This is a genomic window from Bordetella petrii (genome assembly GCF_000067205.1).
In the GTDB taxonomy this organism is placed as follows: Bacteria; Pseudomonadota; Gammaproteobacteria; order Burkholderiales; family Burkholderiaceae_B; genus Bordetella_A; species Bordetella_A petrii.
On record NC_010170.1, the window covers coordinates 5,035,927 to 5,060,395 of the forward strand.

Genomic DNA, 24,469 nt, shown 5'->3' on the forward strand with positions numbered 1-24,469 from the left:
CGGTTCAGGCCGCGGCGGCCCGGCCGCTTCGCGGCCCCTATATTCCTCTCGCGCCGCGCGCCGTTCCGGCTTTGCCCGGCCGCCGCCATGCGCCCCCTTGCCATGATGAAACTGCTCGATCACCTGGAAGAATGGCTGATCAGCTTCCTGATGGGAGCTGCCACGCTGATCGTCTTCCTGGCGGTGCTGCACCGCTACGCCTCCGGCGTCAACCTGCCGGCCCTGCAAGACTGGCTGCTGTCCATGGATGTCAGCTGGGCCCAGGAACTGTGCATCTATATGTTCGTGTGGATGGCCAAGTTCGGCGCCGCTTACGGCGTGCGCACCGGCATCCACGTCGGCGTCGATGTCATGATCAACCGCTTGCGGCCGGAAACGCGCAAGGTGTACATCGTGGTGGGCCTGCTGGCGGGCGCATTGTTCACCGGCGTGGTCGGCACGCTGGGCGCCCAGTTCGTGTGGGCCCTGTCGCAAACCACCCAGGTCTCGCCCGACCTGGAGCTGCCGCGCTGGATTGTGTTCCTGTGCGTGCCGCTGGGCTCGTACCTGATGTGCTTCCGCTTCCTGCAGGTGTGCGCGCATTTCCTGAAGCACGGCGATCTGCCCAAGCATGATCATTCGCAGGTTGAAGGCCTGGACGAACCCGATACCCACGCACCCGGAGCCCAAGCATGAGCGCCACCTCGCCCCTGTTGGTGCCCGCCCAGGGCAACCCGCGCACCACGCGCCTTATCTTCATCATCCTGGCCCTGGTGCTGGGCGGGTTACTGTTCGCATTCGGCAAGACCGCCTTCATTTTCTGCCTGCTGATCGTGCTGCTGCTCACCGGCATGCCCGTGTCGATCGCGCTGGGCCTGACGGTGCTGACGTACCTGTTCACCATGACCGACGTGCCCACGCAGTCGGTCGCCATGAAGCTGTTCACGGGCATCGAGAATTTCGAGATCATGGCGATCCCGTTCTTCATCCTGGCGGGCGGCTTCCTTACCCACGGCGGCGTGGCGCGCCGCATGATCAACTTCGCCACCAGCATTGTCGGCCACCTGCACGGCGGCCTGGGGCTGGCCGGGGTGCTGGCCTGCGCGCTGTTCGCCGCGATTTCGGGCTCCAGCCCCGCCACGGTAATGGCCATCGGCTCGATCATCCTGCCCGCCATGGTGCGCCAGGGCTTCCCCAACCGCTTCGGCGCCGGCATCATCACCACCTCGGGCTCGCTCGGCATCCTGATTCCGCCGTCGATCGTTATGGTGCTGTATTCGGTATCCACCAACACCTCGGTGGGCGACCTGTTCATCGCGGGCGTCGTGCCCGGCATCTTGCTGGCGCTGCTGCTGGGCTTTGTCACCTGGTTCATTGCCCGGCGCAACAACTATCCGCGCTTTCGCGAGTTCGAGCAGCATGGCACGGCGGCGGCCAGCGCCCACGCGCTGTGGGGCCTGCTGCTGTGCGTGCTGTTCACCACGGTGCCCGCCGCGGTGCTGATCGGGCTGCTGTACGCCGTGTTGTCGTACGCCGCGCCCGACGTCGCCGACGGCATCGGCCTGTTCGGCGTGATCATCTCGCTGGTATGGCTGTATGTGGCCTATCGGCTGGGCCGCGGCTTCAAGCACCCGGTGCTGCTGCGTTTCGAGGCACAGCGCGTCTGGAGCACCTACTGGGAAAGCGTGTGGGGCCTGCTGCTGATCGTGGTGGTCATGGGCGGAATTTATGCGGGCGTGTTCACCCCCACCGAAGCCGCCGCCATGAGCGCCGTGTACGCGTTCTTCGTGTCGGTGTTCGTGTACCGCGACATGCCCCTGAAGAAGATTCCCAAGGTGCTGCTGGACTCGGCCAGCATGAGCGCGATGCTGCTGTACATCATCACCAACGCGGTACTGTTCTCGTTCCTGATGACGTCCGAGAACATTCCGCAGCTGATGGCCAACTGGATCCTGGCGCAAGGGCTGGGGCCGATCGCCTTCCTGCTGGTGGTCAACGTGCTGCTGCTGCTGGCCGGCAACGTGATGGAGCCGTCTTCCATCGTGCTGATCATGGCGCCGATTCTCTTTCCGGTGGCTCAGAAGCTGGGCATCGACCCGATCCACTTCGGCATTCTCATCGTGATCAACATGGAAGTGGGCATGTGCCACCCGCCGGTGGGCCTGAACCTCTATGTGGCCAGCGGCATCACGCGTATGGGCATCACCGAGCTGACCGTGGCCGTGGCCCCCTGGCTGCTGTCGATGATCGGCTTCATGCTGCTGATCACCTACGTGCCCGAAATCACGCTGTGGTTGCCGAACCTGCTGCGATAGGCCAGTCGGCCGCCCTGGCCGGTGTCAGCGGCACCAGGGCGGCCAGCAGGTCCTGCGCAATTTTTTCCCAGGTGCGCTTGAGCGCGCCTTCGCGCACGCCGGCGCGGTCCAGCTGCAGCGCCTGGCGGCAGGCCAAGCCCAGGTCGTCGTTGACGAAGCCGGTGGCGCCTGCCTCGATCACAGCCAGCGGTGCCTCGGTATGGAACGCCGCCACCGGCGTGCCGCAAGCCATGGCTTCCAGCATCACCAGCCCGAACGTATCGGTCAGGCTGGGAAACACGAACACATCGGCGGCCGAATAATAGGCCGGCAGCTCGTCGTCGGCCTGCATCCCGGCAAAGTGCGCGCGGGGATAAGCCGCGCGCAGGCGCCCCTCGTCCGGCCCCGCGCCCACCACCACCTTGCTGCCGTGCAAGTCCAGCGACAGGAAGGCGTCCAGGTTTTTCTCGCGGGCCACGCGCCCCACGCAGAGGAAGATGGGCCGCGGCAGGTGGGCAAGCGCGTCGCGCGGACCCGGGCGGAAGTGCGCGGCGTCGACCCCGCGCGACCATACCCGCAGGTTCGCCAGCCCGCGCGCCGCCACGATGTCGCGCACAGTGGGCGTGGGCACCAGCACGCGGGCCGAGGGCCGATGAAACCAGCGCATGTATCGCCACGGCAGCGACGCCGGTATGCCCATGCGGGCCTGCAGGTAATCGGGAAACAGCGTGTGGAACGAGGTCGTGAAGCGCCAGCCCCGGCGTAAAGCCATGCGGCGGGCCGCCAGGCCCAGCGGCCCTTCGGTGGCGATATGCAGGGCGTCGGGCACCGTGTCGCGCAACACCTTGCGCAATTGCCGGCCGGGCGTCAGGCACAGCCGCAAATCCGGCTCGGACGGCGCCGGCACGGTGCGCGCGCCATTCGGGCTGACCACGATCAGCTCATGGCCCCATAGCGTCAGCAGGCGCTGCATCGTGGTCCAGGTGCGAACCACCCCATTGACCTGCGGCGGCCAGGCGTCGGTGACAAGCACGATGCGCATGCGGGTTCTCCGGAACGGAAAGCGTGGACAACAGCCGGATTTAGCCTGGGCAATATGACCGGACCGAGACAGAAATGTGTCAAAGGCGAGACAGAGGCGTGCCGGGTTATAGCCAGGGTATTGCGAGGGAATTGCCGGGATATTGCGAGGGAATTGCCAGGATGTTGCCAGGTGTCAGGCTCCCGCAGGGTGCCTGACACCGTACAGCTGAGACATCGGCGGCACACATCGGTGTCAGGCACCCCTGCGGGGAGCCTGACACCTGAAAATTGCGACGATCCCAGGCGTCTACATCAAAGCACTCGATGGGATGGAAACGCCCGATTCAACCCTTGATGGAATGAAAGCGCCCGCTTCAACCCTTACGCCGCGGATACCCTTGCGTCGCGGATACCCTTGCGCCGCAGAAACCCCTGCGACCGGATGCGCTGCCAGACGACCTGTTTTTCTTCGTCGGTCATGAACACCAAGTGCCGCCAGGTGTCAGGCTCCCGCAGGGTGCCTGACACCGCACGGCTGAGACATCGGCGGCACACATCGGTGTCAGGCACCCCTGCGGGGAGCCTGACACCTGAAAATCGCGCCGATCCCAGGCGTCTACGTCAAAGCACTCGATGGGATGGAAACGCCCGCTTCAACCCTTGATGGAATGAAAGCACCCGCTTCAACCCTTACGCCGTGGATACCCTTGCGCCGTGGATACCCTTGCGCCGCGGATACCCTTGCGCCGCGGATACCCCTGCGTCGCGGATACCCTTGCGCCGCAGAAACCCCTGCGCCCGGATGCGCTGCCAGACGATCTGTTTTTCTTCGTCGGTCATGAACACCAAGTGCCGCCAGGTGTCAGGCTCCCGCCAGGGTGCCTGACACCGTACGGCTGAGACATCGGCGGCACACATCGGTGTCAGGCACCCCTGTGGGGAGCCTGACACCTGAAAATTGCGACGATCCCAGGCGTCTACATCAAAGCACTCGATGGGATGGAAACGCCCGATTCAACCCTTGATGGAATGAAAACACCCGCTTCAACCCTTACGTCGCGGATACCCCTGCGACCGGATGCGCTGCCAGACGACCTGTTTTTCTTCGTCGGTCATGAACACCCAGTTGGAGACTTCCATCGCGGTGCGGCCGCAGCCGCGGCAGATTTCGTCGAACAGGGTCGAGCAGACCGCCACGCAGGGCGAATCGGTGGCGGTAAAGGCTTGTTGCGACGCGTCGGCGCAGAGGGAATCGGGCATGCTGCTGCCCTTGGGCGGTGTGTTGCTGCTCATGCGGCGCAGCTTACCACCCCCCGTACGTCCCCTTTTTGATGGCCCTGCTGGCGTAGCGGATAGTTCCGCCCGCGCCCGGGCGGGCATCAGTGAAACAACGCGGCCGCCTCTTCCAGCACCTGTTCGGGCACCTCTTCGGCCAGGTAGTGCGCGCCCGGCAGGGCCCGGCCCGACACGTCGTCGGCCACCGCGCGCCATAAGCCGAGCACGTCGAAATTGCGGCCCACGGCGCCGCGCTCGCCCCAGAATACGCGCAACGGCTGGCGCAGCCGCTCGCCCGCCAACCGGCCGGCGCGGTCATGCTCCAGATCGATGGTGGCCGAGGCGCGGTAATCCTCGCAGATGCCGGTGGCCCAGCCGGGCAAGCCGGCGCAGCGCTCATATTCGGCCAACGCCCGCGGCGCGAACAGCGCCAGCCCGCCGGGCCGGCCGCCCATCACCGAACGCGCATAGAACGCCGGGTCGCGTCCGATCATGGTTTCGGGCAGCGGCGCCGGCTGGGTCAGCCAGAACCAGTGGTAATAGGCTTGCGCAAAGGCGCGCGTGGTGCCTTCGTACATATCGAGCGTGGGTGCGATGTCCAGCAGCATCAGGCGCGCGACGCGCCGCGCGTGATCCAGCGCGAGGCGATGCGCCACCCGCGCGCCGCGGTCGTGGGCCAGCACGTCGAAGGTGTCGAAGCCCAACGCGGTCATCAGCTCGGCCATGTCGCGCGCCATTTCGCGCTTGGAATGCGCCGAGTGGTCTGCCGAGGCCGGCGGCTTGCCGCTATCGCCGTAGCCGCGCAGGTCGGCAGCCACGCAGGTGTGGCGGCGCGTAAGCGCCGGCCATACGCGGTGCCAGATGACGTGCGTCTGCGGATGGCCATGCAGCAACAGCAGAGGCGGCCCCGAACCCTGGACGCGGGCGGCGATGTCGACGCCATTGACCCGGAACATCCGCAGCGGCAAATCGAATAGCGTATCGGTCAAAATGCACTCCCGTGAATGAGGCGGCCGGGGTCAGCTCGCGGCGTCCAGCCGGGCCCGCACGCGCTGTGCGACATCGCGCATCCAGGGATGCCGGCGCCAGTGTCCGGCCTCGTAGCGGGCGATGTCGTCCAGTTGCCGCAGCGTAGCGCCCACCATGTCCTGCCCGTGGGCGAACATGTCGCGGTGCCGGGCCGACAGTTCGAACGATGACACCCAGCCATTGGCGGCGCTTACCGTGCCGGCCAGCAGATCGATCTCGACCCGATGGCTGGCGGTATTGGACACCCGCTGCAGCAGCTCGTCTACCTGCGCGGCCGGCAAAGTTACCAGCAACAGGCCATTATTCAAGGCGTTGAAGAAGAAGATCTCGCCGAAGCTGGGCGCGATGACCGCGCGAATGCCGAACTGCTGCAGCCCCCACACAGCATGCTCGCGGCTCGACCCGCAACCGAAGTTCGGGCCTGCCACCAGTACGCATGCCCCGGCATAGGCTGGCTGGTTCAGCACGAAATCGGCGCGCGGGCGGCCGGCTTCGTCGAAGCGCAGGTCGTACAGCAGGCCACGGTCGAGCCCGGCTTTGTCGACGATGCGCAGGAACTGCTTGGGCATGATCTGGTCGGTGTCCAGATTGCTGTAGGGCAATGGCGCGGCAATGCCGGCGATGACGGAAGACGGTTTCATGCGGCCTGCTCCAGTGCTCGTGCATCAACGATGCGGCCAGCCAGCGCGGCCGCGGCGGCCATGGCCGGACTCATCAAGTGCGTGCGGCCGCCGCGTCCCTGGCGGCCTTCGAAATTGCGATTGGTGGTGGAAGCGCAGCGCTCGCCTGGGCGCAACACATCGTCGTTCATGGCCAGGCACATGGAACAGCCCGGCTGGCGCCATTCGAAACCCGCCTCGATCAACTGGGCGGCGATGCCCTCGGCCTCGGCCTGGGCGCGCACGGCGCCCGAGCCAGGCACGACCATGGCGCGCACGCCGGGCGCGACTTTGCGGCCGCGCACCAGCCCGGCCACCACGCGCAGGTCTTCGATGCGGCCGTTGGTGCACGAGCCGATGAAAACGCGGTCGATCGGCACGCCGGCAATGGGCGTGCCGGGCGCCAGGCCGATGTAGTCAATCGCCTTGCGCAACGCGATGCGCGCCAGGGCGTCGGGCTCGGCCTCGGGGTCGGGCACCGCGCCGCCGACCGGCACGGCCTGGTCCGGACTAGTGCCCCAGGTAACGAATGGCGCGATCGAGGCCGCGTCGAACACATGCTCGGCCTCGAAGCGCGCATCGTCGTCGGAATACAGCGTGCGCCAATGGGCGCGCGCGAGTTCCAGATCGGCGCCACCCAGGTGCGGCGCGCGCGCCTCGACATAGCGGCGCGTCGTATCGTCGGGCGCGATCAGCGCGGCGCGCGCGCCCGCCTCGACGGTCATGTTGCACAGGGTCATGCGCGCTTCGGCCGACAGGTCTTCAATTGCCTGTCCGCAGTATTCGACCGCGAAGCCGCGCGCGCCCTGGGCGCCCAGGCGGTGCACCAGGTAGATCACCAGATCCTTGGCCGACACCCCGGCGGGCAGGCGGCCGTCGACACGCACCCGCATGTTGCGCGCCACCCGGTACACCAGCGTCTGCGTGGCCAGGATGTGCTCGACCTCGGACGTGCCGATGCCGAAGCCCAGCGCCCCCAGCGCGCCGTAAGTGGTGGTGTGGCTGTCGCCGCACAGCACCACCATGCCAGGCAGGATCATGCCGTGTTCGGGCGCCACCACGTGCTCGATACCCTGCAGTGGATCGGTAGTGTCGAATAGCGCAATGCCCTGCTCATCGCAGTTGCGCTTCAGGTTGCGCGCCTGCAGCGACGAGGCCGGCTCCTGGATCACGCGCGCCGCGGCGGGCACGGAATGGGTGGGAATCACGTGATCCACCACCGCCATCTGCTGGCCGGGCCGCAGCACGCGGCGGCCGCGCGCGGCCAAACCACTGAATGCCTGCGGACTGGTGTACTCGTTCATGATGTGCAGGTCGACGTAAAGCAGCACGTGCTCGGCATCGATGCGGGCCACTTCGTGGCTGGCCACCAGTTTGTCGTATAGCGTCATGCCGGGCATGATCGAATTTCCTTGGAAAAAACGGCCTCAGTTGGGCTGGATGCCGGCGGCCTTGATGATGCCGGCCCAGCGCGTCATTTCGGCGGCCACCATCTGGTCGGTCTGGACTGGCGTGGATATCAGGGCGTCGAACCCTTCGCGCTTCATGCGGTCGGCCACCTCGGGCGAGCGCAGCGCGTCGCCCAGCCTGGCATTAAGCGTGTCCACCACGGCCTGCGGCGTGCCTGCCGGCGCGCTGATCACGAACCAGGTGTTGAATTCGTAATCGGGCAGCCCCGACTCGGCGATAGTGGGCACGTTGGGCAGCAAGGGGGAGCGCGTCTTGCCGGTAACGCCCAGCGGCTTGAGCTTGCCGCTGTCCACTTGCGGCTTGGCCGCCGACAGCACCGGAAAGCTCATCTGCACCTGCCCGCCGATAGTGTCCAGCATGGCCGGGCCGCCGCCCTTGTAGGGCACGTGCAGGATCTGCGTGCCCGACACCGACTTGAACAATTCGGCCGCCATGTGAAAGGTGCTGCCCATGCCGGCCGATCCGAAACTCACTTCGTTGGCGGGCCGCGCGCGCACATATGCCAGCAGTTCGGCCACGCTGTTGACGGGCAGGCTGTTGGTGACCGTCAGCACGTGCTGCGACGTCGCCACGGTACCGACCGAACGCAGATCTTTCAGCGTGTCGAACGGCATGGTCTTGAACAGCGACGGATTGATCGCCAGCGACATGGTGTTGATGGACAGCGTGTAGCCGTCGGGCTGGGCGCGTGCCACGGCGGCCATGCCGATGTTGCCCGATGCCCCCGCGCGGTTCTCGATCACCACGCTCTGGCCCAATTGCCTGGCCCAGGCATCGGCGATCAGGCGCGCGGTGATGTCCACGCTGCCGCCGGGCGCGAACGGCGCCACCAGCGTAATGGCCCGCTGTGGAAAATCCTGCGCCAGGGAGGGCGCGGCGGCGCCACAGCCGGCGGCCAGGGTAGCCAACAACACGGCGCGTCGGTATCGGGACGGGATCATCGGTCAGTCTCCTCTTGGTCTGGGCGCGCGTCGCGGCCCGTGTGTAATGTTGTGCGGCCAGTGTATAGGCCTGTTTTGTTCTTATAATTAATTAGCCTGTAAAGCTTTATTCAATTGAATTTAATAATCTAAGCGAGGCCCCGCCATGGATGGCATGTCAGACCTGGCTTTCTTCTCGCTGCTGGTCAAGCACGGCAACCTGTCGGCCGCCGCGCGCGAACTTGGGCTCACGCCGCCCGCGGTCAGTACCCGGCTGGCAAACCTGGAGCGGCGGCTGGGCGTGCGGCTGCTGAACCGCACCACGCGGCGCGTCAACGTCACGCAGGAAGGCGAGCTTTACCTGGCCGAAGGCGGCCGCATCCTGGCCGACCTGGAAGCGCTGGAACGCAGCGTCGCCAGCGCGCGCGCGCAGCCGCGCGGGCTATTGCGCCTGAACGCCACGTTCGGATTCGGCCGCGCCCACATCGTGCCGGCGGTGTCCGATTTCACCCGGCAATTCCCCGAAGTGGAAGTGCAGATGCAACTGACCGACAGGCCGGTCAACCTGTTGGACGAAGGGTTCGACGTGGCCGTGCGCTTCGGCGAAATACCCGACGCGCGCCTGACTGCCCGCAAAATCGCCTCGAACCGCCGCCTGCTGTGCGCATCGCCGCAGTACCTGCGCGCCCACGGCGAGCCGCGCACGCCGGGCGAACTGCAGCGCCACCGCTGCATCGTGGTGCGCGAGAACGACGTGGCCTACGGCACGTGGCACCTGCGGGCCGGACAACGCGTCGAAACCGTCAAGGTACGCGGGCCGCTCAGTTCCAACGACGGTCAAAGCGCCCTGGAATGGGCGCTGGATGGCCACGGTATCGTGATGCGCTCGGAATGGGAAACCGCAGCGTATTTACGATCTGGGCGCCTGCGGCACGTGCTGCCCGACTGGAGCACGCCGCCGGCCGACATTCACGCCCTGTATCCCGAACGCCTGAACCTGCCGGCCAAGACCGTGGCGTTCGTGGATTTCCTGGTGCAGCGCTTTGCCCGCCATGTGCGGCCGCCGGGCAGCGGCGAGTGTGCTTGGTAGGGCCACGGCGACTCGCACCGACAGGCACTATGACAAATACTGCGGTGGCCTACCGGGTCCCCGTGATCTCGTCCAGCCCGAGTTCGCGCAAGATCGCCTCAGTGTGCTGACCGATCGAGGGCACCGGTCCCATGGCGGCTTCGAGGCCGCACAGCGTCGCCGGTGGCAACAGTGCCTGAACAGGCCCTACGGGCGTGTCCACGTCGCGCCAGCGTCCGCGTGCGCGAAATTGCGGATGTTCCCAAACGTCGTGCATGGAATTCAGGGGAGCATTGGCAATTTCCCCTTTATCAAGACGCGCCAACACCTGCTCGCGCGTCAACCCGGAAAAACACGCTTCAATCAGGGTATCCAGGGCCGCCCGATTCGCCACGCGCTGCAGGTTGGTGGAAAAACGGGCGTCGGCGGCCACCATGGCGTCCTCCAGGACGTCGGCACAGAATCTCTGCCATTCGCGGTCGTTCTGCAGGCCAAAAATAATGCTCTTGCCATCCCCCGCCCGATATTGGCCATACGGAGCAATGGCAGGGTGCGCCACGCCGTTGCGGGCCGGAGGCGTGCCGCCGTAATGCGCGAAGTTCAGCGCGTACGACATCCATTCAGTCAACGCCTCCAGCATGGTGACTTCCACGCGCAGGCCGACGCCCGTGCGGGCCCGTTGGAGCAAGGCGGCAAGAATGCCTGAATAGGCATACATACCGGCCGAGATATCGGCAATGGATATCCCGGTGCGCGAGGGGCATTCTTGCGTGCCAGTCACGGAGATCAGCCCCGACGCCGCCTGGATGAGCAGATCGTAGGCTTTCTTTTCACGATAAGGGCCATCGTCGCCGTAGCCGGAAATATCGCAGACGATCAATTGTGGAAACTGCGCATGCAGGGCGTCGAAATCCAACTCCATGCGCCGCGCCGCGCCAGGTGCCAGGTTTTGGATGAAGACATCAGCCTTGGCGATAAGCCTGTGCAGGACTTCCCGCGCAGCCGGATCTTTCAGGTCGAGAGCCAGGCTTTCTTTGCCGCGATTGGCCCAAACGAAAAACGATGACATCCCGCGCACCGTGGCGTCGTACCCTCGCGCGAAATCGCCTACTTCCGGGCGTTCTATTTTTATGACGCGCGCGCCCAGATCGGCAAGCTGCCGGCTGGCGAATGGCGCGGCGATAGCATGTTCGAGTGCGACGACAGTCACGCCGTCCAGAGGAAGCGAAGCAAGCATATTGTCCTGGGAAAAAACGCCGCGACAGGCACGGGCGGCGGAAGAAAAATTATAGGAACGGGGTTTTCATCGCCGCCAGTCGAGAATTTTTAACCGGCCTTCCAAATTCTCTAATCAGCCGCCAGGCGCGGGGGCAAGCTCGGCCACATAGTTGACGAAATCGCGTGCATAGGTGGGCAGCGCTTTCAGGCTGCGCATCACGACGCGCTGCTCGCGCACGGCCCAGGATTCCTCAAGCTCGACCGCTTCGACCATGCCTTTTTCAAGGGCTGCCGTCGCCACCGAGCGCGGCACCAGCGAAATGCCAGCGCCCTCTTGAACACAGCGCAACACGGCATCGAAGTTGGGCGCATGCACGCGTACTCGCGGCTTGAGGCCCAGTTGCTCAGCCATTTGTTGCAAAAACAAGAAATTGCTGCTGCGGCGCCCAATGGCGACCAGATCGTGGACCAACGCGGCCTCAAGAGAAATTTTGCGATGCAGGCCGAGCGGGTGGCGCGGGGGAATGATGAACAGTAGTTCATCTTTGCCATAGGTAATGAACTCGAGCCCCCGCATCTCGATGGATCCGGCAACCAGGCCAATGTCAGCGCGATCATCCAGCACTGCCTTGACGGTTTCTTCGCTAAGTTGCTCGTCCAGATCGACATTCACGTTGGGGTAAGCCGCCAGAAAGCGGCTCAAGGCGACTGGCAGGCTACTCATAGTGCTGCTGTTAGCGAACACCCGCAGATGACCTTCGATGCCATCGGTGTGGCGACGCATTTCGCCTTGCAGGCGGTCGACGTTGCTGAGAATGGTCTGGGCATGGCGCAGCACGGTCATACCCGCGGGCGTCAGGGACATGCCCTTGGATGTACGTTCGAACAAAGGCACGCCCATTGCCTGCTCCAGGTTCTTCAGCCGATAGCTCGCCGACGGTGCGGTCAAGTGCATGTCGGAGGCGCCGCCACTCAGGCTTCGCGCCTGGGCAATCGCCAGGAAGACGCGCAAATCAGTCAGTTCGTAGCGCATGTGTGGTCCGAAAAATGTGGGAACTGCCGCAACGCGAGCGGCATATTAGAAGGTTTCTAACATCGCTAAGAAACGTTCGACTGGCCGGACGCTAGCGCCTTACCTATAGTTTGCCGCACCCCGAACAATGGAGACAACAGATGACCAGCAAACTCTCGCGGCGCGTCCTGGCGCGCGTCGCCCTCATGGCGGGCTGCACACTTATTGCGTCCGGGCCGACCGCTGAAGCGGCTTCCAACTTTCCGGACCGGCCTGTCAAACTGGTCGTGCCCTATGCGGCCGGCGGGCCGACCGATACCTTCGCCCGCGCGCTGGCCGAAAGTTGGAGCCGGCAGCTGAACGCGACCATCATCGTCGAAAATCGCACCGGCGCCGGAACGGTGGTGGGAACGGAAGCCGTCGCCAAAGCCTCCCCGGACGGCTACACGCTGCTGTTCACCACCGTTGCCCATGCTGTCAACCCCAGCATCCACGCCAAGCTGCCGTACCGAACCGTCGAAGATTTCGCGCCGGTGGGACTGGCAGCCAAGGCGCCTCTGGTGCTTGTGGTGAACCAGGACGTTCCAGCCAAGTCTCTGCCCGAGTTTCTTGCCTATCTGAAATCCAACCCCGGAAAGGTGAATTTTGGCTCGGCCGGCGTCGGCAGCGCGCCCCATCTGGGAGCAGAACTGATTAACTACATGGCGGGCACCCAGGCTTTGCACGTGCCGTATCGTGGCAGCGCTCCTGCCATGGCGGATGTCATCGGCGGCCACGTCCAATTCATGCTCGACAGCGCGCCCACCGGCCTGGCGCAGGTCCGCGCCGGCACCGTACGCCTGCTGGCAACTTCAATGGCGCAGCGTCTGCCGCAAACACCCGAGACGCCCGCCATCGCCGAACAAATTCCCGGCTACGAGGCGTACACCTGGAACGGCGTGTTTGTGCCAATGGGCACGCCCGGCCCGGTGATCGACACACTCAATGCCACGCTACGTGCGGCGCTTCACGACGAATCGCTCAAACGCAGTGCCTACGATATGGGATTGGTTCTGGAAAGCGACCCCCAGCCTGCCTCCTTGGCAAAGTTCCTGGACAGCGAGCTGAAAAAATGGGGGCAAGTCGCTAAAGCGGCGCATATGTCGGCGAACTGACAAGGAGTTTTCTTTCATGGCAATCATGCAACCCATGTGCGAGCAGCGGTATCTCGAAGATTTTCGCATCGGAGAGAGATTCATTCTGCCTTCACGCACCATGACAGACGCACTATTCGCGGCGTTTCAGGCGGCTAGCGGCGACAATCATCCGATTCACTACGATGTGGAATACTGCCGCTCTCGCGGTATGCCTCATATGTTGGCGCACGGGTTCCAGGTGGCCATCCAGACGGCGGCCGGCGCCGGCTTGTTTCCCCACATGGTCGAAGAATCCTTGAAAGCGTTCCTCGAGCAAAGCAGCCGCTTCCTGCAGCCCGTCTTTGCGGGCGACACGCTCTACAGCACGCTGACCGTGTCAGAGATCATTCCTAATCGCACGACGGGCGTCCTGGTCATGGCTACGGAGGTCCGCAACCAGCGAGATATTGTGGTCATGGATGGCTGGCAAAAGTACCTGTTGCGCAAGCGCAGCGCTCTGCGTGACACCGCCTCCTGAGCCAGAAAAACTTCGGCCATCAAAAAACCCCGCCACGAGGGCGGGGTTGCATAGGCCGGGGCGTGCGCCGCCTCAGGCGCTTTTCTTCAGCTCCAGCGCCTTGTCGGTGGCTTCCCACGAGAACTCGGGTTCGGCGCGGCCGAAATGCCCGTAGGCCGCCGTCTTGGCGTAGATGGGACGCAGCAGGTCGAGCATGTTGACGATGCCCTTGGGACGCAGGTCGAAGTGCTCGCGCACCAGCTTGGCGATCTGCTCGTCGGGAATGACGCCCGTGCCTTCGGTGTACACCGTGATGTTGATGGGTTCGGCCACGCCGATGGCGTAGCTGACCTGCACCTGGCACTGGCGCGCCAGGCCGGCGGCCACGACGTTCTTGGCCACGTAGCGCGCCGCATAGGCGGCCGAGCGGTCGACCTTGGACGGGTCTTTGCCCGAGAAGGCGCCGCCGCCGTGCGGGCACGCGCCGCCGTAGGTGTCGACGATGATCTTGCGGCCGGTGAGGCCGCAGTCGCCCTGCGGGCCGCCGATGACAAAGCGGCCGGTGGGGTTCACCAGGAACTTGGTGCGCGGCGTGATCAGGCCTTCGGGGAAGCTGGGCTTGATGATGTCTTCGATGACGGCTTCGTGGATGGCCGACTGCGAGATCTCGGGCGCGTGCTGGGTCGACAGCACCACGGTGTCGACCTCGACCGGACGGCCGTCGACATAGCGGAACGTGACCTGCGACTTGGCGTCGGGGCGCAGCCACGGCAGGCGGCCGTCTTTGCGCAGCTCGCTCTGGCGCTGCACCAGGCGGTGCGCGTACCAGATGGGCGCCGGCATCAGGTCGGGGGTTTCGTCGCACGCGTAGCCGAACATCAGGCCCTGGTCGCCCGCGCCCTGGTTCAGGTAGTCTTCGGACTTGCGGTCGACGCCCTGGGCGATGTCGGGCGATTGCTTGTCGTACGCCACCAGCACCGCGCAACCCTTGTAGTCGATGCCATAATCGGTGTTGTCGTAGCCGATGCGGCGAATAGTGTCGCGTGCCACCTGGATGTAGTCGACATTGGCGGTGGTGGTGATTTCACCGGCCAGCACGACCAGGCCGGTGTTGCACAGCGTCTCGGCCGCCACCCGGGCGTTGGGGTCTTGCGTGAAGATGGCGTCGAGGATGGCGTCGGAGATCTGGTCGGCGACCTTGTCCGGATGCCCTTCCGAGACGGATTCGGAAGTGAAGAGAAAATCGTTGTTGGCCACGGATGCGTCCTTACGAAACCGGCTGGGCCGGCACACAGGTTTAACGAGGCGCGTAGCGCCCCGGATCTGGACCTGCCTGCGACGATCTGGGCGCGACGCTTTAGCGGATTTTGCCTGAAGCGCGCGCTGCGCCCCGGGCGTCGCCCCGCAAGTTGTCGGTTAACTCGGCGACTGGCACCATTTTAGGCGAAAATGCCCGCTTCATGCTGCCCAGCCTGAATCTATAGATATAAGGTGCACGCCTGGCGTGCCGCCCCCCTGCCTTCGCCCACGCATGCTGCTAGCCCTGTTCCGCGCCCTTGCCCTGCTTCCCCTGCCGCTGCTGCACGCCACCGGGCGCCTGCTGGGCCTGCTGGTATATGCCTGCCCGGGCCGCTACCGGCGGCGGCTGCGGGCCAACGCGGCCCAGGCGGGCTATTCTGACGCCGCCTTCGCGCGGCGCGCTGCCGCCGAAACCGGCGCCATGATCCTGGAAATGCCCAAGGTGTGGTTCCGCAATGCCGAGAGCCTGGCCAGCACGGGGTCGGATGACCTCGCCGTGGTCGATGCCGCCCGCGCCGAAGGCCGCGGCATTCTGTTCCTGACGCCTCACCTGGGTTGCTTCGAGATTTCCGCGCGCTACATAGCGGCGCGCAATATTCCGCTGACCGTCATGTTCCGCCCGCCGCGCATCGCCGCGCTGGCGCCCCTGTTGGACACCGCGCGCAATACCTCGGGCGTGAAGGCGGTGCCGGCCAACCTTAACGGGGTGCGCGAATTCGTGCGCGCGCTGCGCCGCGGCGAATCGGTGGGCCTGCTGCCCGACCAAGCGCCCGGCGAAGGCGACGGCGTATGGGCGCCCTTCTTCGGTCGCATGGCCTACACCGTCACGCTGCCCGGCAGGCTGGCGACGCAGGCGGGGGTTCCGGTCATCCTGGTGGCGGGCGAGCGCCTGCCGCGCGGGCGCGGCTGGCGGGTGCATTTCATGCGCGTGCCCGGGCCCTTGCCGGCCGACCCGCAAGCCCAGGCGGCGCTCTTTAACGCCACCATGGAACAACTGATCCGCCGCATTCCACATCAGTATCTGTGGAGCTACAACCGCTACAAGATTCCGCGCGGCGCGCCGCCCGCGCCGCCTGTACCTTCCGACACCCCTGCCCATGACTGACTTCAAGACGCGCGCCCTGGCCTCGCTGTTTGCCTGGTTCGGCCGCATGCGCCCGGCTACGCGCCAGCGCATCGGCGCCGCCCTGGGCTGGCTGACCCCGAGACTGGCCCGCTCGCGCGCGCGCATCGTGCGCCTGAACCTGCGGCTGTGCTTTCCCGACCAGCCCGAGCATGTGCGCGAACAATGGCTGCGCGAACACTTTCGCGCCCTGGCGCAGACCATCATCGATCGCGGCGTGCTGTGGTACGGCAGCCCCGACGCCATCCGCGACCTGGTCACCCAGAACGGCGCCGACCGCATCAACGCCCTGATCGCCCAGGGCCGCCCCGTGCTCCTGCTGGCGCCCCATTTCGTGGCGCTCGACGCGGCGGCCACCCGGCTGACCATGGAAGTGCCCAGCAGCGCCACCATGTACACACCGCAAAGCGACCCGGCGGTCGATGCCATCGTGCGCGACGGGCGGGCACGCTTTAACGAGGTCTTCCTGGTCAGCCGCAAAGACGGCGTACGCGAACTCATCCGCCACCTGCGGGCGCCGCGTCCGGTGTACTACCTGCCCGACATGGACTTCGGGCGCAGCGGCGCGGTGTTCGTGCCGTTTTTCGGCGTGCAGGCGGCCACGCTGCTTGCCACCGCCCAGTTGGCCCGCAAATGGGATGCCGCCGTGCTGCCCGTCATCGACTTCTGGGATCCGGCCAGCGGCCGGTACCACGTCGAGGTGTTGCCTCCCCTGGAAGACTTTCCCGGCGAGGGTTCGCTGGAAGACGCCACTGCCCGCCTGAACCGCGAAATCGAGGCCTGGGTGCGGCGCTGCCCCAGCCAGTATTACTGGGTGCACCGGCGCTTCAAGACCCGCCCGCTGGGCGAGGCCAAGTTCTATTGAAGCCGGCGGCGGGGCAACCCGCCGCAACCGCCACCGCCGCGCCGTAATGGGCGATAATCGACCGATGATCTGGAACTTCACCAAAATGCATGGCGCGGGCAACGACTTCGTCGTGCTCGACGGCGTGCGCCAAGCCATCGACATCACGCCCGAGCGCGCGCGCGCCCTGGCCGACCGGCATTTCGGCATCGGCGCCGACCAGATCCTGCTGGTCGAGCCCCCCACGCACCCCGAGGCCGACTTCCGCTACCGCATCTTCAACGCCGACGGCTCCGAGGTCGAACACTGCGGCAACGGCGCGCGCTGCTTCGTGCGTTTCGTGCACGAGCAGCGGCTGTCCAGCCGCAATCCGCTACGCGCCGAAATCGCCACCGGCATCCTGGTGCTGGACGAAGGCGACGACGAACAAGTCACCGTCGACATGGGCGTCACCCGCTTCGACCCTGCCGCCTTGCCGTTCGACACCGCGGGCCTGGCTTCGGCCGCCCAGGGCAGCGACACCCTCTGGCAGCTTGACCTGCCCGACGCGCCCCCCGGCCTGCCGCGCAGCGTACAGGTGTCGGCCGTGGCCATCTCCAACCCCCACGCCGTACAGCAGGTCGACGACGTCGATGCCGCGCCGGTGGCCGCCATCGGCCCGCTGATCGAACGCCATCCGCGTTTCGCGCGGCGCGTGAACGCCGGCTTCATGCAAGTGCTCGACCGCCATTCCATCCGCCTGCGCGTGTACGAACGCGGCGCCGGCGAAACCCTGGCCTGCGGCACCGGCGCCTGCGCCGCGGTGGCGGCCGGCATCCGGCGCGGCCTGCTCGATTCGCCCGTGCGCGTGCACACACGCGGCGGCACGCTCACTGTCGACTGGAACGGTGAGCACCTGCGCATGACCGGCCCGGCCACGTCCGTCTTCACGGGCCAGGTCGACATCGACAAACTGGTTTTCTCCATGGCCCTCGGCCGCTAAGCCTCTCATGACCGATACCGCTTTCACCGCCCAGGACGTCGCGGATTTCCTGCAGAACAACCCCGATTTCTTCGACCAGCACGCCGAAGTGTTCGCCACCCTGCAGGTGCCGCATCCCCACGGCGCGCGCGCCATCTCACTGGGCGAACGGCAGATTCTCACCCTGCGCGAGCGCAACCGCGAACTCGAATGGCGCCTGAACGAGCTGGCCCACCATGCCGACTCCAACGAGGCCATCGGCGAGCGTGTATCGCAATGGTGCTGCCGCCTGCTGGGCGAAGCCGAGCCCCAGCACCTGCCTGGCGAAATCGCCCTGGGCCTGGCCGAGCAGTTCGACCTGAACCACGTCGCGCTGCGCCTGTGGAACCTGCCGGGCCAGCCTCCCTCGGGCTACGGCGAGCCGGTCTCGGCCGACGTACGCGCCTTCGCCGACAGCCTGAAGGCCCCCTATTGCGGCCCCGACACCGAATTCGAGGCGGCCGGCTGGCTCGACGCCAAGCCGCGCTCGCTGGCCCTGGTGCCGCTACGGCTGGACCCCGACCAGCCCAGCGTCGGGCTGCTGGTGCTGGGTTCCGACGACCCCGAGCGCTTCACCCCCGAAATGGGCACTGTGTTTCTCGAGGCCATCGGCCGCCTGGCTTCGGCCACGCTGCGCCGGCTGGCCACGCCCGCCGCCCAGGGCTAGAAACCGCGGCGGCTCACGGCCAGCAGCAGTTCATCCCATGAGCCACGCCGAGCCCGCGCCGCCCGATACCCTGCCGCAGCCACTAGATGCCTGGCTGCAACATCTGCGGGCGCATCGGCGCTACTCGCCGCACACCCTCGACGCCTACCGGCGCGACCTGCGCCAGCTGGCCGTGCTGGCGCAGGCAGCGGGCCTGCCGCTCGAACAACTAGCCAACGGACACATTCGCCAGTTCGTGGCGCGGCTGCACGCGCAAGGGCTGGGGCCGCGCAGCCTGGCGCGCACGCTGGCGGCCTGGCGCGGTTTTTATCAATGGTGGGCGCCCGGTGCGGGCCTAGCCGGCAACCCGGTGGCCGGGGTACGCGCCCCCAAAGCCGCGCGCGGCCTGCCCAAGGCGCTGTCGGTCGAGCAGGCGCAGGCGCTGCTCGACCACGCCACCAGCCGGCTCGCCACCGATCCGGCCGGCCTGCGCGACCGCGCCATGTTCGAGCTGCTGTACTCCAGCGGCCTGCGGCTGTCCGAACTGGTGGGGCTAGACATTCGCTACGAACGCTCGGCCGATTACGAATCGCGCAGCTGGCTGAACCTGGACGATGCCGAAGTGGTGGTGCTGGGCAAGGGCGGCAAGCGCCGCGCGGTGCCGGTGGGCCAGGCCGCGCTGACTGCCTTGCGGCGCTGGATCGACGCGCGCCCGCAACTGGCCGCGGCCGCGGCGTCCGCCGGCGATGCCGCGGCGCTGTTCGTGGGCGCGCGCGGCCGGCGCATCGCGCCGCGCGTCGTACAGCTGCAGCTGGCCAGGCTGGCCCAGGCCGCCGGCCTGCCGGCCCACGTGCACCCCCACGTCCTGCGCCACAGCTTCGCCAGCCATGTACTGCAGTCGGCGCAAGACCTGCGGGCTGTGCAGGAAATGCTGGGCCACGCCAACATCTCGACCACGCAGATCTACACCCGGCTCGACTTCCAGCACCTGGCCAAGGCCTACGACCAGGCGCACCCGCGCGCCGGACGCAAGTCGTAGCCGGCGCTCAGTACGTCACGCGCACGCCCAGCAGCACGCTGCGGCCAGGCAACGGCGCCACTTTCGAAATGAACGACGCGTGGTTGTAGGCCAGCTTGTCCAGCAAGTTGGTGCCGCGCAAATACACTTCGTAGGCAGCGTCCGCGCCCAGCCCGCCGCGATAGCTGACCACGGCGTTGACCATGTCGTAGCCCGGGGTGCTGGACTCGTACGAGGCGATGTCGTTCTGGCGAAACACGTGGGCATACTCGACGCCGCCCGACCATTGGCGCCACTTGGCGTCGGCGCGCACGCCCAGTCGCGCGGCGGGGATGCGCGGCAGGTTGCCACCGCCGCCCGTGAGCTTGCCACGAACATAGTCGCCGAACACGGCGGCCGAGAACACCTTGGTGAACTGGTGGCGCACTTCGCCTTCAAGCCCGGTGAACTCCGCGTCGCGCTGCGTGTACTCGATCAGGCGGAAATCCTCGAACTGATCCAGCGTATTGGCATAGATGTAGTTCTTCACCCGGTTGTGGAACGCGCTCAGGCTGAAGGTAGTGTCGCCCTCGTGCTTGCGCAGCGTCAGGTCGATGTTGCGCGAAGTTTCCTTGCCCAGGTCGGGGTTGCCGATTTCATACGTATTGGTGGCCAGGTGCACGCCGTCGGCATACAGTTCCTGGGCCGAGGGCAGGCGCTGCGAGCGCGACAACGACAGCGCAACCGAGTACTGGGGCGCGAAGTTCCAGATTGCCGAGGCAGACAGCGACGTGCCCGACTGGCTCGAACGCGGGTGGTCGCCCTCGGGTGAGATGCGTTGCCAGTCCTGGCGCGCGCCGACCTCGAAGCGCCAGTCGCCCAGTTTGTATTCTTCCAGCAAGAAGATGCCGGTGGAACGGGTGTCGCTGCGCGGCAAAAAGGCTTCTTCGCCGTCGGCGCTGAAGTCGCTGTAGGCATTCTGTATGCCCACCACGCCACGCCAGCCGTACAGCGGCTTGTGTTCGAGCTCCAGGCGCGCGTCGTAGCCGCGGTTCTTGAACGTGGTGCCCACTTCGCCGCCCTCGATTTCCTGGTGCTGATAGTCGGTCAGCCCGCCGCGGAAACGGATTTTCTCGAACCCCGCGAAGGGCTCGGCATATTCCGCGCGCAGGTCGACGCGATTGCTGCGCAACTTCACGTATGGCGGATCTTCCTCTCCGTGCTCATGATCGTGATCGTGGTCATGGTCGTGATCATGGCCGCCGCAATGCAGGTGCGTGCCGTGGGGGTGGCACCCTTCGTATTCGTGGTTGTGCCCAGGCAGCCCGTATTTGCTTTCCAGGTAGGTATAGGCCACGCCCACATAGCCGCGCGGCGTGATCCACGACAGGCCCACCGTGCCTTGCGACGACCTGCTGTACGAGCCTTCCAGTTCGCCGCCTGGCCAGTCGGGCACGTTGTAGTCGTCCGACCGGCGCTTCAGGCCCTCGACCCGCACGGCGAATTCGCCCGTGCCCGCCGTAATGCCCACGGCGCCCGCGCGCTCGCCGGTGCCGGTGGCGCCGCGCACCTCGGCTTCGGCTTCCACGCCCTTTTCCGGCACCGCCGTGGGAATCTTGCGGTCCAGCACATTGACCACGCCGCCAATCGCCCCGCCGCCGTACAGCAGCGTGGCGGGGCCGCGCAGCACTTCGATGCGGTCCGCCAGCAGCGGCTCGGTGGTGACGGCATGGTCGGGCGAAATATTCGACGCGTCCATAAGCTCCGAGCCATCGGACAACACCTTCACGCGCGGCGCGGTCTGGCCCCGGATCACCGGCCGGCTGGCGCCGCCGCCAAAGGTGTCCGAATGAATGCCGGGCAGGCCGTCGAGCGTATTGCCCAAGGTGTCGTGCCGGCGCTCGATCAGCGCGTCGCCGCTCAGCACCAGGGCCGGCAGCGCCATGCTGTCGGGGTCCAGGCCCAAGGGATTGGCCGATACGGTGATCGGCGCCAGCGTGGGCGCCTGCTGGGTCTGTTGTGCTTGCTGCGCCTGTTGCGCTTGAGCGGTAGCGGCCAGCCCCAGCGACATTGCCACGGCCAGCGGTAGCGGTTTGATCTGCATTTCCCGTCCCATGAATGTTATATCATTCCATAACTTTAGAAATGATATAACATATCAATTCAAGACGCACCTCGATACACCGAAAACCAGGCGCCTGCCTCCAGGCACGGCCTTTCAGCGCCGCCGCGCCCCACGGCAACGGCATGCGGCTCAGGCGGCTGCGGTGGCCGCGGCCAGTCGTCCGCCCAACAGCACCAGCCCCAGCAGCAGAATGCCCAGCGCCCCGGCGGCTTCCAGCAGGGTGCGCAGGCGCCCTGCCCACTGGGCCGACAGCCCGGCGCCGAAGCGCGTGGCGGCACTGCCGGCCAGCACCGCCACGACGGCAAGCGCGGCCACGGTCAGGCCAGTGCCCAGCCCCATCGCCAAGGCTGCGGCGATGCCTGCCGCGAAAACCCCCTGCGACAGCGCGAACACCAGCACGACCAGCGCGCCGCTGCACGGACGCAGGCCCATGGCCAGAATGGCCGAAAGCGCCTTGCGCCATTCCAGCGGGCCGGCAACTTGTTCGGCGGCCGGGGCATGCGCATGGCCGCAACCGCAGCCGGCATCATGGTGTGCATGGGCGTGACTGTGCCTGTGTATCTGCACCTGGACCTCGGCCTGGACCTGCTCATGCTCATGCGCCGGGCCGGCGCGATGCAGCCAGGTCCGCACGGCCTTCTGCCACACCAGCCATGCCCCCAGCGCCACTATCAACGCATACGAGGCCGTTTCCAGCCAGCGGGTGGCTTGGTTCATGGCCGAAGCGGTGGCGTTGAGCAGCCAGGCCAGCACCGTCACCAGCGCAATCGCCACCAGCGCCTGCAGCAGCGCCGACAACAGGGCAAGCAGCGCGCCATTGCGCGCCGTCTGGCGGTTGGCCAGTACATACGAGGCAATGACCGCCTTGCCGTGGCCCGGGCCCAGCGCATGAAACACGCCATACGCGAACGACAAGCCCAGCAACCCCCAGACCGCCGCGCCGCCTGCCTGCCAGGCGCGCACGGCGCCGGTCAACTGGCGGTAGAAATGCGTCTGCCAGGCCGACACCTGGCCGAACAACGCTGCCAGCCAGTCCGGGCCAGCCATGCCGCCGCCGCTTTCGGGCACGCCGAACGGATGCGCGCCCTGCGCCCCGGCCGCTAGGGGCAGCAACAACAACAGCAACGGCAGCGAGCGGCGCGGGAACGTCATGGGCACGCCACCTCGATGCGGTGGGTCAGCCCTTTGGTAATGGCGAACAACTCTTCGGGCAAGGCATCGGGATCGGCGGGGATGGCAGCCAGTTGCTGCATGGTCTGCCAGTCCAGCGCGCGCGGCGGCTGGTACGCCCAGGCGCACCCCGCGGGTGCGCCAGCCAGCGCTACGGCGCCCGGCGCATCGAAGGCATAGGCCACGAAATAAGTGGGATCGTAGATATCGACCCGCAGCCCCTGCTTGCCCGGCGCCACCGGCTGTGCGAGCGGCAGCGTGAACGACAGGCTCAGGCGCTGGTCTTGCGGACTCCAGCGCACGGCGGCATCGCGCGGCGCGGCGAAGGCCAGAGCCTGGCCGTCTATGGTCAGGCGCGTGAAATAGTGCGACACCGGCTCCCCCAGCGCGCGCATCCAGTCGCGCGCCATGCCCTGCAGGGTTGCGGCCGGCAAGCCGCCGTCAGGGCCTTTTTCCAGGCCCTGGGTGGTGTAGGCGCCAAACATCTCGTCGAACTGCCAGTCTTGCTCGATGGCAGCCACGCGGCCCTGTCCGTCGAACGCAATGCGCACGCGGGCGTCGATCCACATGTGCGGATGCGCCCGCGCCGCCGGCGCGGCGCAGGCCATGATTATTGCGGCAGCAAGGCAGCAGAGAGCTGGCGCGCGTTCCATTCGAACATTCCCAGATAGGTGGCGGCCGGCTTTCCGGAAGGCGCCAGTGCATCGGAATAAAGCGTACCGCCCACCCTGGCGCCGGTTTCGCGCGCGATCTGCCGCACCAGCGCCGGACTGGTGATGTTCTCGACGAACACCGCCGGCACCCGCTCGCGCTTGACCTGCTCGACAATGCGCGCCATGTCGGCGGCCGATGGTTCGGCATCGGTCGAGAACCCGGCCACGGCAATGAAGCGCACGCCATAGGCGTCGCCGAAATAGCCGAACGCGTCGTGCGAGGTCACCACCTGCCGGCGCGCCGCGGGAATCGCTGCAAAGGTTGCACGGATCCGGGCGTCCAGGGCCTCGATGCGGGCAATATAGGCCTGGGCCCGCTCACGATAGGCCTCAGCGTGCTCCGGATCAGCGGCGGCCAGGCCCGCGCCGATATTGCGGGCGTACACCGCGCCATTGGTCAGGCTTTGCCAGGCATGCGGGTCCAGGTCGCCGTGATGGTGGCGATGCCCGGTTCCGTGGCCGTGCGCATGCCCGTCGGCGTCGCCGTGGCCATGCTCATGGCCGGCATCGTGGTCATGGTCGTCGCCGTGATCGTGTTCGTGTTCCGCGTCGGCCAGCTTACGCGGCGCGATGCCCTGCGAGGCCACCACGGCACGCCCGGCGAAGCCTGACGCCTTCACCAGCCGCGGCAGCCAGGTCTCGAAGCTCAGGCCGTTCTCGATCAGCACAGCTGCGCCGGCCAGTTGCCGCGCGGCCTGTGGCGTGGGCTCGTATTCGTGCGCATCGCCGTCAGGCCCCACCAGCGTAGTCACAGCGACGTCGGGTCCGCCGATCTCGCGCACCATATCGCCCAGCACCGAGAACGTGGCCACCACGCGCAGGGGTTCGGCGGCGCGCGCCATCGCTGGCGCGGACGCGCAAGCGGTACCCAGGGCCAGCATCATCAGTATGCGACGCCGCGATTGCGCGGCGAAAAATCCATGCATGGTCGTTCTCCTTATTGCCTTGCTGACACCCACCTGCACGTTCCCC

24 protein-coding genes are annotated in these 24,469 nt (G+C 66.5%); 10 read left to right on the plus strand and 14 right to left on the minus strand.

Annotation, left to right across the window (positions count from 1 at the left end):
- Positions 1–105 precede the first annotated feature (105 nt).
- Both BPET_RS24135 and BPET_RS24140 read left to right on the plus strand, forming a co-directional pair.
- Positions 106–675 (plus strand): TRAP transporter small permease, encoded by a 570-nt coding sequence (locus BPET_RS24135; protein ID WP_081483077.1) that lies wholly within the window; start codon positions 106–108, stop codon positions 673–675.
- Positions 672–2,294, plus strand: coding sequence for a TRAP transporter large permease (locus tag BPET_RS24140; protein ID WP_012251593.1), 1,623 nt, complete (start codon positions 672–674; stop codon positions 2,292–2,294). The genes BPET_RS24135 and BPET_RS24140 overlap by 4 nt, the downstream gene beginning before the upstream one ends.
- On the opposite strand, the gene BPET_RS24145 is transcribed toward BPET_RS24140, so the two are convergent.
- The 7 genes from BPET_RS24145 to BPET_RS24170 all read right to left on the minus strand — a co-directional run bounded on the left by BPET_RS24145 (position 2,263) and on the right by BPET_RS24170 (position 8,670).
- A complete protein-coding gene (locus tag BPET_RS24145) occupies positions 2,263–3,315 on the minus strand; it encodes a glycosyltransferase family 4 protein (RefSeq protein WP_012251594.1) in 1,053 nt (350 codons plus the stop codon). The genes BPET_RS24140 and BPET_RS24145 overlap by 32 nt on opposite strands.
- 671 nt (positions 3,316–3,986) lie before the next feature.
- The gene (locus tag BPET_RS26985; protein WP_158310101.1) at positions 3,987–4,136 is read right to left on the minus strand and encodes a hypothetical protein; all 150 of its coding nucleotides are present in this window, start codon (positions 4,134–4,136) and stop codon (positions 3,987–3,989) included.
- Between the two features lie 204 nt (positions 4,137–4,340).
- Positions 4,341–4,556: a DUF1289 domain-containing protein gene (locus BPET_RS24150; protein WP_041864425.1), complete on the minus strand. Its 216-nt coding sequence runs from the start codon at positions 4,554–4,556 to the stop codon at positions 4,341–4,343.
- Between the two features lie 119 nt (positions 4,557–4,675).
- Positions 4,676–5,527, minus strand: coding sequence for an alpha/beta hydrolase (locus BPET_RS24155; RefSeq protein ID WP_012251597.1), 852 nt, complete (start codon positions 5,525–5,527; stop codon positions 4,676–4,678).
- Positions 5,528–5,590: 63 nt separating this feature from the next.
- Positions 5,591–6,241, minus strand: coding sequence for a 3-isopropylmalate dehydratase small subunit (gene leuD / locus BPET_RS24160; protein ID WP_012251598.1), 651 nt, complete (start codon positions 6,239–6,241; stop codon positions 5,591–5,593).
- On the minus strand, positions 6,238–7,659 hold the full coding sequence (leuC, locus tag BPET_RS24165; protein WP_012251599.1) for a 3-isopropylmalate dehydratase large subunit: 1,422 nt from the start codon (positions 7,657–7,659) through the stop codon (positions 6,238–6,240). The genes leuD and leuC overlap by 4 nt, the downstream gene beginning before the upstream one ends.
- Positions 7,660–7,686: 27 nt before the next feature.
- Positions 7,687–8,670 carry a Bug family tripartite tricarboxylate transporter substrate binding protein gene (locus BPET_RS24170; RefSeq protein WP_012251600.1) on the minus strand — a complete coding sequence of 328 codons (984 nt, stop codon included), beginning with the start codon at positions 8,668–8,670 and terminating at the stop codon, positions 7,687–7,689.
- A gap of 145 nt (positions 8,671–8,815) precedes the next feature.
- Between BPET_RS24170 and BPET_RS24175 the strand changes: the two genes are divergently transcribed.
- Complete coding sequence (locus BPET_RS24175; RefSeq protein WP_012251601.1) at positions 8,816–9,739, plus strand: LysR family transcriptional regulator; 924 nt, start codon at positions 8,816–8,818, stop codon at positions 9,737–9,739.
- A 49-nt stretch (positions 9,740–9,788) separates the two neighbouring features.
- On the opposite strand, the gene BPET_RS24180 is transcribed toward BPET_RS24175, so the two are convergent.
- Together BPET_RS24180 and BPET_RS24185 are read right to left on the minus strand one after the other, a co-directional pair.
- A complete protein-coding gene (locus BPET_RS24180) occupies positions 9,789–10,955 on the minus strand; it encodes a CaiB/BaiF CoA transferase family protein (RefSeq protein WP_012251602.1) in 1,167 nt (388 codons plus the stop codon).
- Between the two features lie 114 nt (positions 10,956–11,069).
- Complete coding sequence (locus tag BPET_RS24185) at positions 11,070–11,969, minus strand: LysR family transcriptional regulator (protein WP_012251603.1); 900 nt, start codon at positions 11,967–11,969, stop codon at positions 11,070–11,072.
- Positions 11,970–12,109: 140 nt separating this feature from the next.
- Here BPET_RS24185 and BPET_RS24190 point away from each other — a divergent pair, with 140 nt between their 5' ends.
- Both BPET_RS24190 and BPET_RS24195 read left to right on the plus strand, forming a co-directional pair.
- Positions 12,110–13,102 (plus strand): tripartite tricarboxylate transporter substrate binding protein, encoded by a 993-nt coding sequence (locus BPET_RS24190; protein ID WP_012251604.1) that lies wholly within the window; start codon positions 12,110–12,112, stop codon positions 13,100–13,102.
- 16 nt (positions 13,103–13,118) lie between these two features.
- Positions 13,119–13,601, plus strand: a complete 483-nt coding sequence (locus tag BPET_RS24195; RefSeq protein ID WP_012251605.1) for a MaoC family dehydratase — start codon at positions 13,119–13,121, stop codon at positions 13,599–13,601.
- A gap of 72 nt (positions 13,602–13,673) precedes the next feature.
- Here BPET_RS24195 and metK read toward each other — a convergent pair whose 3' ends face one another.
- Entirely contained in the window at positions 13,674–14,837 is a 1,164-nt protein-coding gene (gene metK / locus BPET_RS24200) for a methionine adenosyltransferase (protein ID WP_012251606.1), read from the minus strand.
- Positions 14,838–15,111: 274 nt separating this feature from the next.
- Between metK and BPET_RS24205 the strand changes: the two genes are divergently transcribed.
- From BPET_RS24205 to xerC, 5 genes are read left to right on the plus strand one after another with little or no spacing between them, the layout of a single operon-like run.
- Positions 15,112–15,984: a lysophospholipid acyltransferase family protein gene (locus BPET_RS24205; RefSeq protein WP_041863259.1), complete on the plus strand. Its 873-nt coding sequence runs from the start codon at positions 15,112–15,114 to the stop codon at positions 15,982–15,984.
- On the plus strand, positions 15,977–16,867 hold the full coding sequence (locus BPET_RS24210; protein ID WP_012251608.1) for a lysophospholipid acyltransferase family protein: 891 nt from the start codon (positions 15,977–15,979) through the stop codon (positions 16,865–16,867). The genes BPET_RS24205 and BPET_RS24210 overlap by 8 nt, the downstream gene beginning before the upstream one ends.
- A gap of 46 nt (positions 16,868–16,913) precedes the next feature.
- Complete coding sequence (dapF, locus tag BPET_RS24215) at positions 16,914–17,828, plus strand: diaminopimelate epimerase (protein ID WP_012251609.1); 915 nt, start codon at positions 16,914–16,916, stop codon at positions 17,826–17,828.
- 7 nt (positions 17,829–17,835) lie between these two features.
- Positions 17,836–18,513, plus strand: a complete 678-nt coding sequence (locus BPET_RS24220) for a DUF484 family protein (protein ID WP_012251610.1) — start codon at positions 17,836–17,838, stop codon at positions 18,511–18,513.
- A 37-nt stretch (positions 18,514–18,550) separates the two neighbouring features.
- Positions 18,551–19,531, plus strand: coding sequence for a tyrosine recombinase XerC (gene xerC, locus BPET_RS24225; RefSeq protein ID WP_012251611.1), 981 nt, complete (start codon positions 18,551–18,553; stop codon positions 19,529–19,531).
- 7 nt (positions 19,532–19,538) lie between these two features.
- Here xerC and BPET_RS24230 read toward each other — a convergent pair whose 3' ends face one another.
- From BPET_RS24230 to BPET_RS24245, 4 genes are all read right to left on the minus strand, one after another.
- Positions 19,539–21,593 (minus strand): TonB-dependent receptor domain-containing protein, encoded by a 2,055-nt coding sequence (locus tag BPET_RS24230; RefSeq protein WP_012251612.1) that lies wholly within the window; start codon positions 21,591–21,593, stop codon positions 19,539–19,541.
- A 150-nt stretch (positions 21,594–21,743) separates the two neighbouring features.
- On the minus strand, positions 21,744–22,766 hold the full coding sequence (locus BPET_RS24235; RefSeq protein ID WP_012251613.1) for a nickel/cobalt transporter: 1,023 nt from the start codon (positions 22,764–22,766) through the stop codon (positions 21,744–21,746).
- On the minus strand, positions 22,763–23,353 hold the full coding sequence (locus BPET_RS24240) for a DUF1007 family protein (protein WP_231852730.1): 591 nt from the start codon (positions 23,351–23,353) through the stop codon (positions 22,763–22,765). The genes BPET_RS24235 and BPET_RS24240 overlap by 4 nt, the downstream gene beginning before the upstream one ends.
- Positions 23,354–23,394: 41 nt before the next feature.
- Complete coding sequence (locus tag BPET_RS24245) at positions 23,395–24,423, minus strand: metal ABC transporter substrate-binding protein (RefSeq protein ID WP_012251615.1); 1,029 nt, start codon at positions 24,421–24,423, stop codon at positions 23,395–23,397.
- Positions 24,424–24,469 lie beyond the last annotated feature (46 nt).

Excerpts from the sequence above, each read along its gene's own strand:
- BPET_RS24135 (WP_081483077.1), top strand. The coding sequence starts at position 106 with ATGAAACTGCTCGATCACCTGGAAGAATGGCTGATCAGCTTCCTGATG.
- BPET_RS24140 (WP_012251593.1), top strand. The coding sequence starts at position 672 with ATGAGCGCCACCTCGCCCCTGTTGGTGCCCGCCCAGGGCAACCCGCGC.
- BPET_RS24145 (WP_012251594.1), bottom strand. The coding sequence starts at position 3,315 with ATGCGCATCGTGCTTGTCACCGACGCCTGGCCGCCGCAGGTCAATGGG.
- BPET_RS26985 (WP_158310101.1), bottom strand. The coding sequence starts at position 4,136 with ATGACCGACGAAGAAAAACAGATCGTCTGGCAGCGCATCCGGGCGCAG.
- BPET_RS24150 (WP_041864425.1), bottom strand. The coding sequence starts at position 4,556 with ATGCCCGATTCCCTCTGCGCCGACGCGTCGCAACAAGCCTTTACCGCC.
- BPET_RS24155 (WP_012251597.1), bottom strand. The coding sequence starts at position 5,527 with ATGTTCCGGGTCAATGGCGTCGACATCGCCGCCCGCGTCCAGGGTTCG.
- leuD (WP_012251598.1), bottom strand. The coding sequence starts at position 6,241 with ATGAAACCGTCTTCCGTCATCGCCGGCATTGCCGCGCCATTGCCCTAC.
- leuC (WP_012251599.1), bottom strand. The coding sequence starts at position 7,659 with ATGCCCGGCATGACGCTATACGACAAACTGGTGGCCAGCCACGAAGTG.
- BPET_RS24170 (WP_012251600.1), bottom strand. The coding sequence starts at position 8,670 with ATGATCCCGTCCCGATACCGACGCGCCGTGTTGTTGGCTACCCTGGCC.
- BPET_RS24175 (WP_012251601.1), top strand. The coding sequence starts at position 8,816 with ATGGATGGCATGTCAGACCTGGCTTTCTTCTCGCTGCTGGTCAAGCAC.
- BPET_RS24180 (WP_012251602.1), bottom strand. The coding sequence starts at position 10,955 with ATGCTTGCTTCGCTTCCTCTGGACGGCGTGACTGTCGTCGCACTCGAA.
- BPET_RS24185 (WP_012251603.1), bottom strand. The coding sequence starts at position 11,969 with ATGCGCTACGAACTGACTGATTTGCGCGTCTTCCTGGCGATTGCCCAG.
- BPET_RS24190 (WP_012251604.1), top strand. The coding sequence starts at position 12,110 with ATGACCAGCAAACTCTCGCGGCGCGTCCTGGCGCGCGTCGCCCTCATG.
- BPET_RS24195 (WP_012251605.1), top strand. The coding sequence starts at position 13,119 with ATGGCAATCATGCAACCCATGTGCGAGCAGCGGTATCTCGAAGATTTT.
- BPET_RS24205 (WP_041863259.1), top strand. The coding sequence starts at position 15,112 with ATGCTGCTAGCCCTGTTCCGCGCCCTTGCCCTGCTTCCCCTGCCGCTG.
- BPET_RS24210 (WP_012251608.1), top strand. The coding sequence starts at position 15,977 with ATGACTGACTTCAAGACGCGCGCCCTGGCCTCGCTGTTTGCCTGGTTC.
- dapF (WP_012251609.1), top strand. The coding sequence starts at position 16,914 with ATGGGCGATAATCGACCGATGATCTGGAACTTCACCAAAATGCATGGC.
- BPET_RS24220 (WP_012251610.1), top strand. The coding sequence starts at position 17,836 with ATGACCGATACCGCTTTCACCGCCCAGGACGTCGCGGATTTCCTGCAG.
- xerC (WP_012251611.1), top strand. The coding sequence starts at position 18,551 with ATGAGCCACGCCGAGCCCGCGCCGCCCGATACCCTGCCGCAGCCACTA.
- BPET_RS24230 (WP_012251612.1), bottom strand. The coding sequence starts at position 21,593 with ATGCAGATCAAACCGCTACCGCTGGCCGTGGCAATGTCGCTGGGGCTG.
- BPET_RS24235 (WP_012251613.1), bottom strand. The coding sequence starts at position 22,766 with ATGACGTTCCCGCGCCGCTCGCTGCCGTTGCTGTTGTTGTTGCTGCCC.
- BPET_RS24240 (WP_231852730.1), bottom strand. The coding sequence starts at position 23,353 with ATGTGGATCGACGCCCGCGTGCGCATTGCGTTCGACGGACAGGGCCGC.
- BPET_RS24245 (WP_012251615.1), bottom strand. The coding sequence starts at position 24,423 with ATGCATGGATTTTTCGCCGCGCAATCGCGGCGTCGCATACTGATGATG.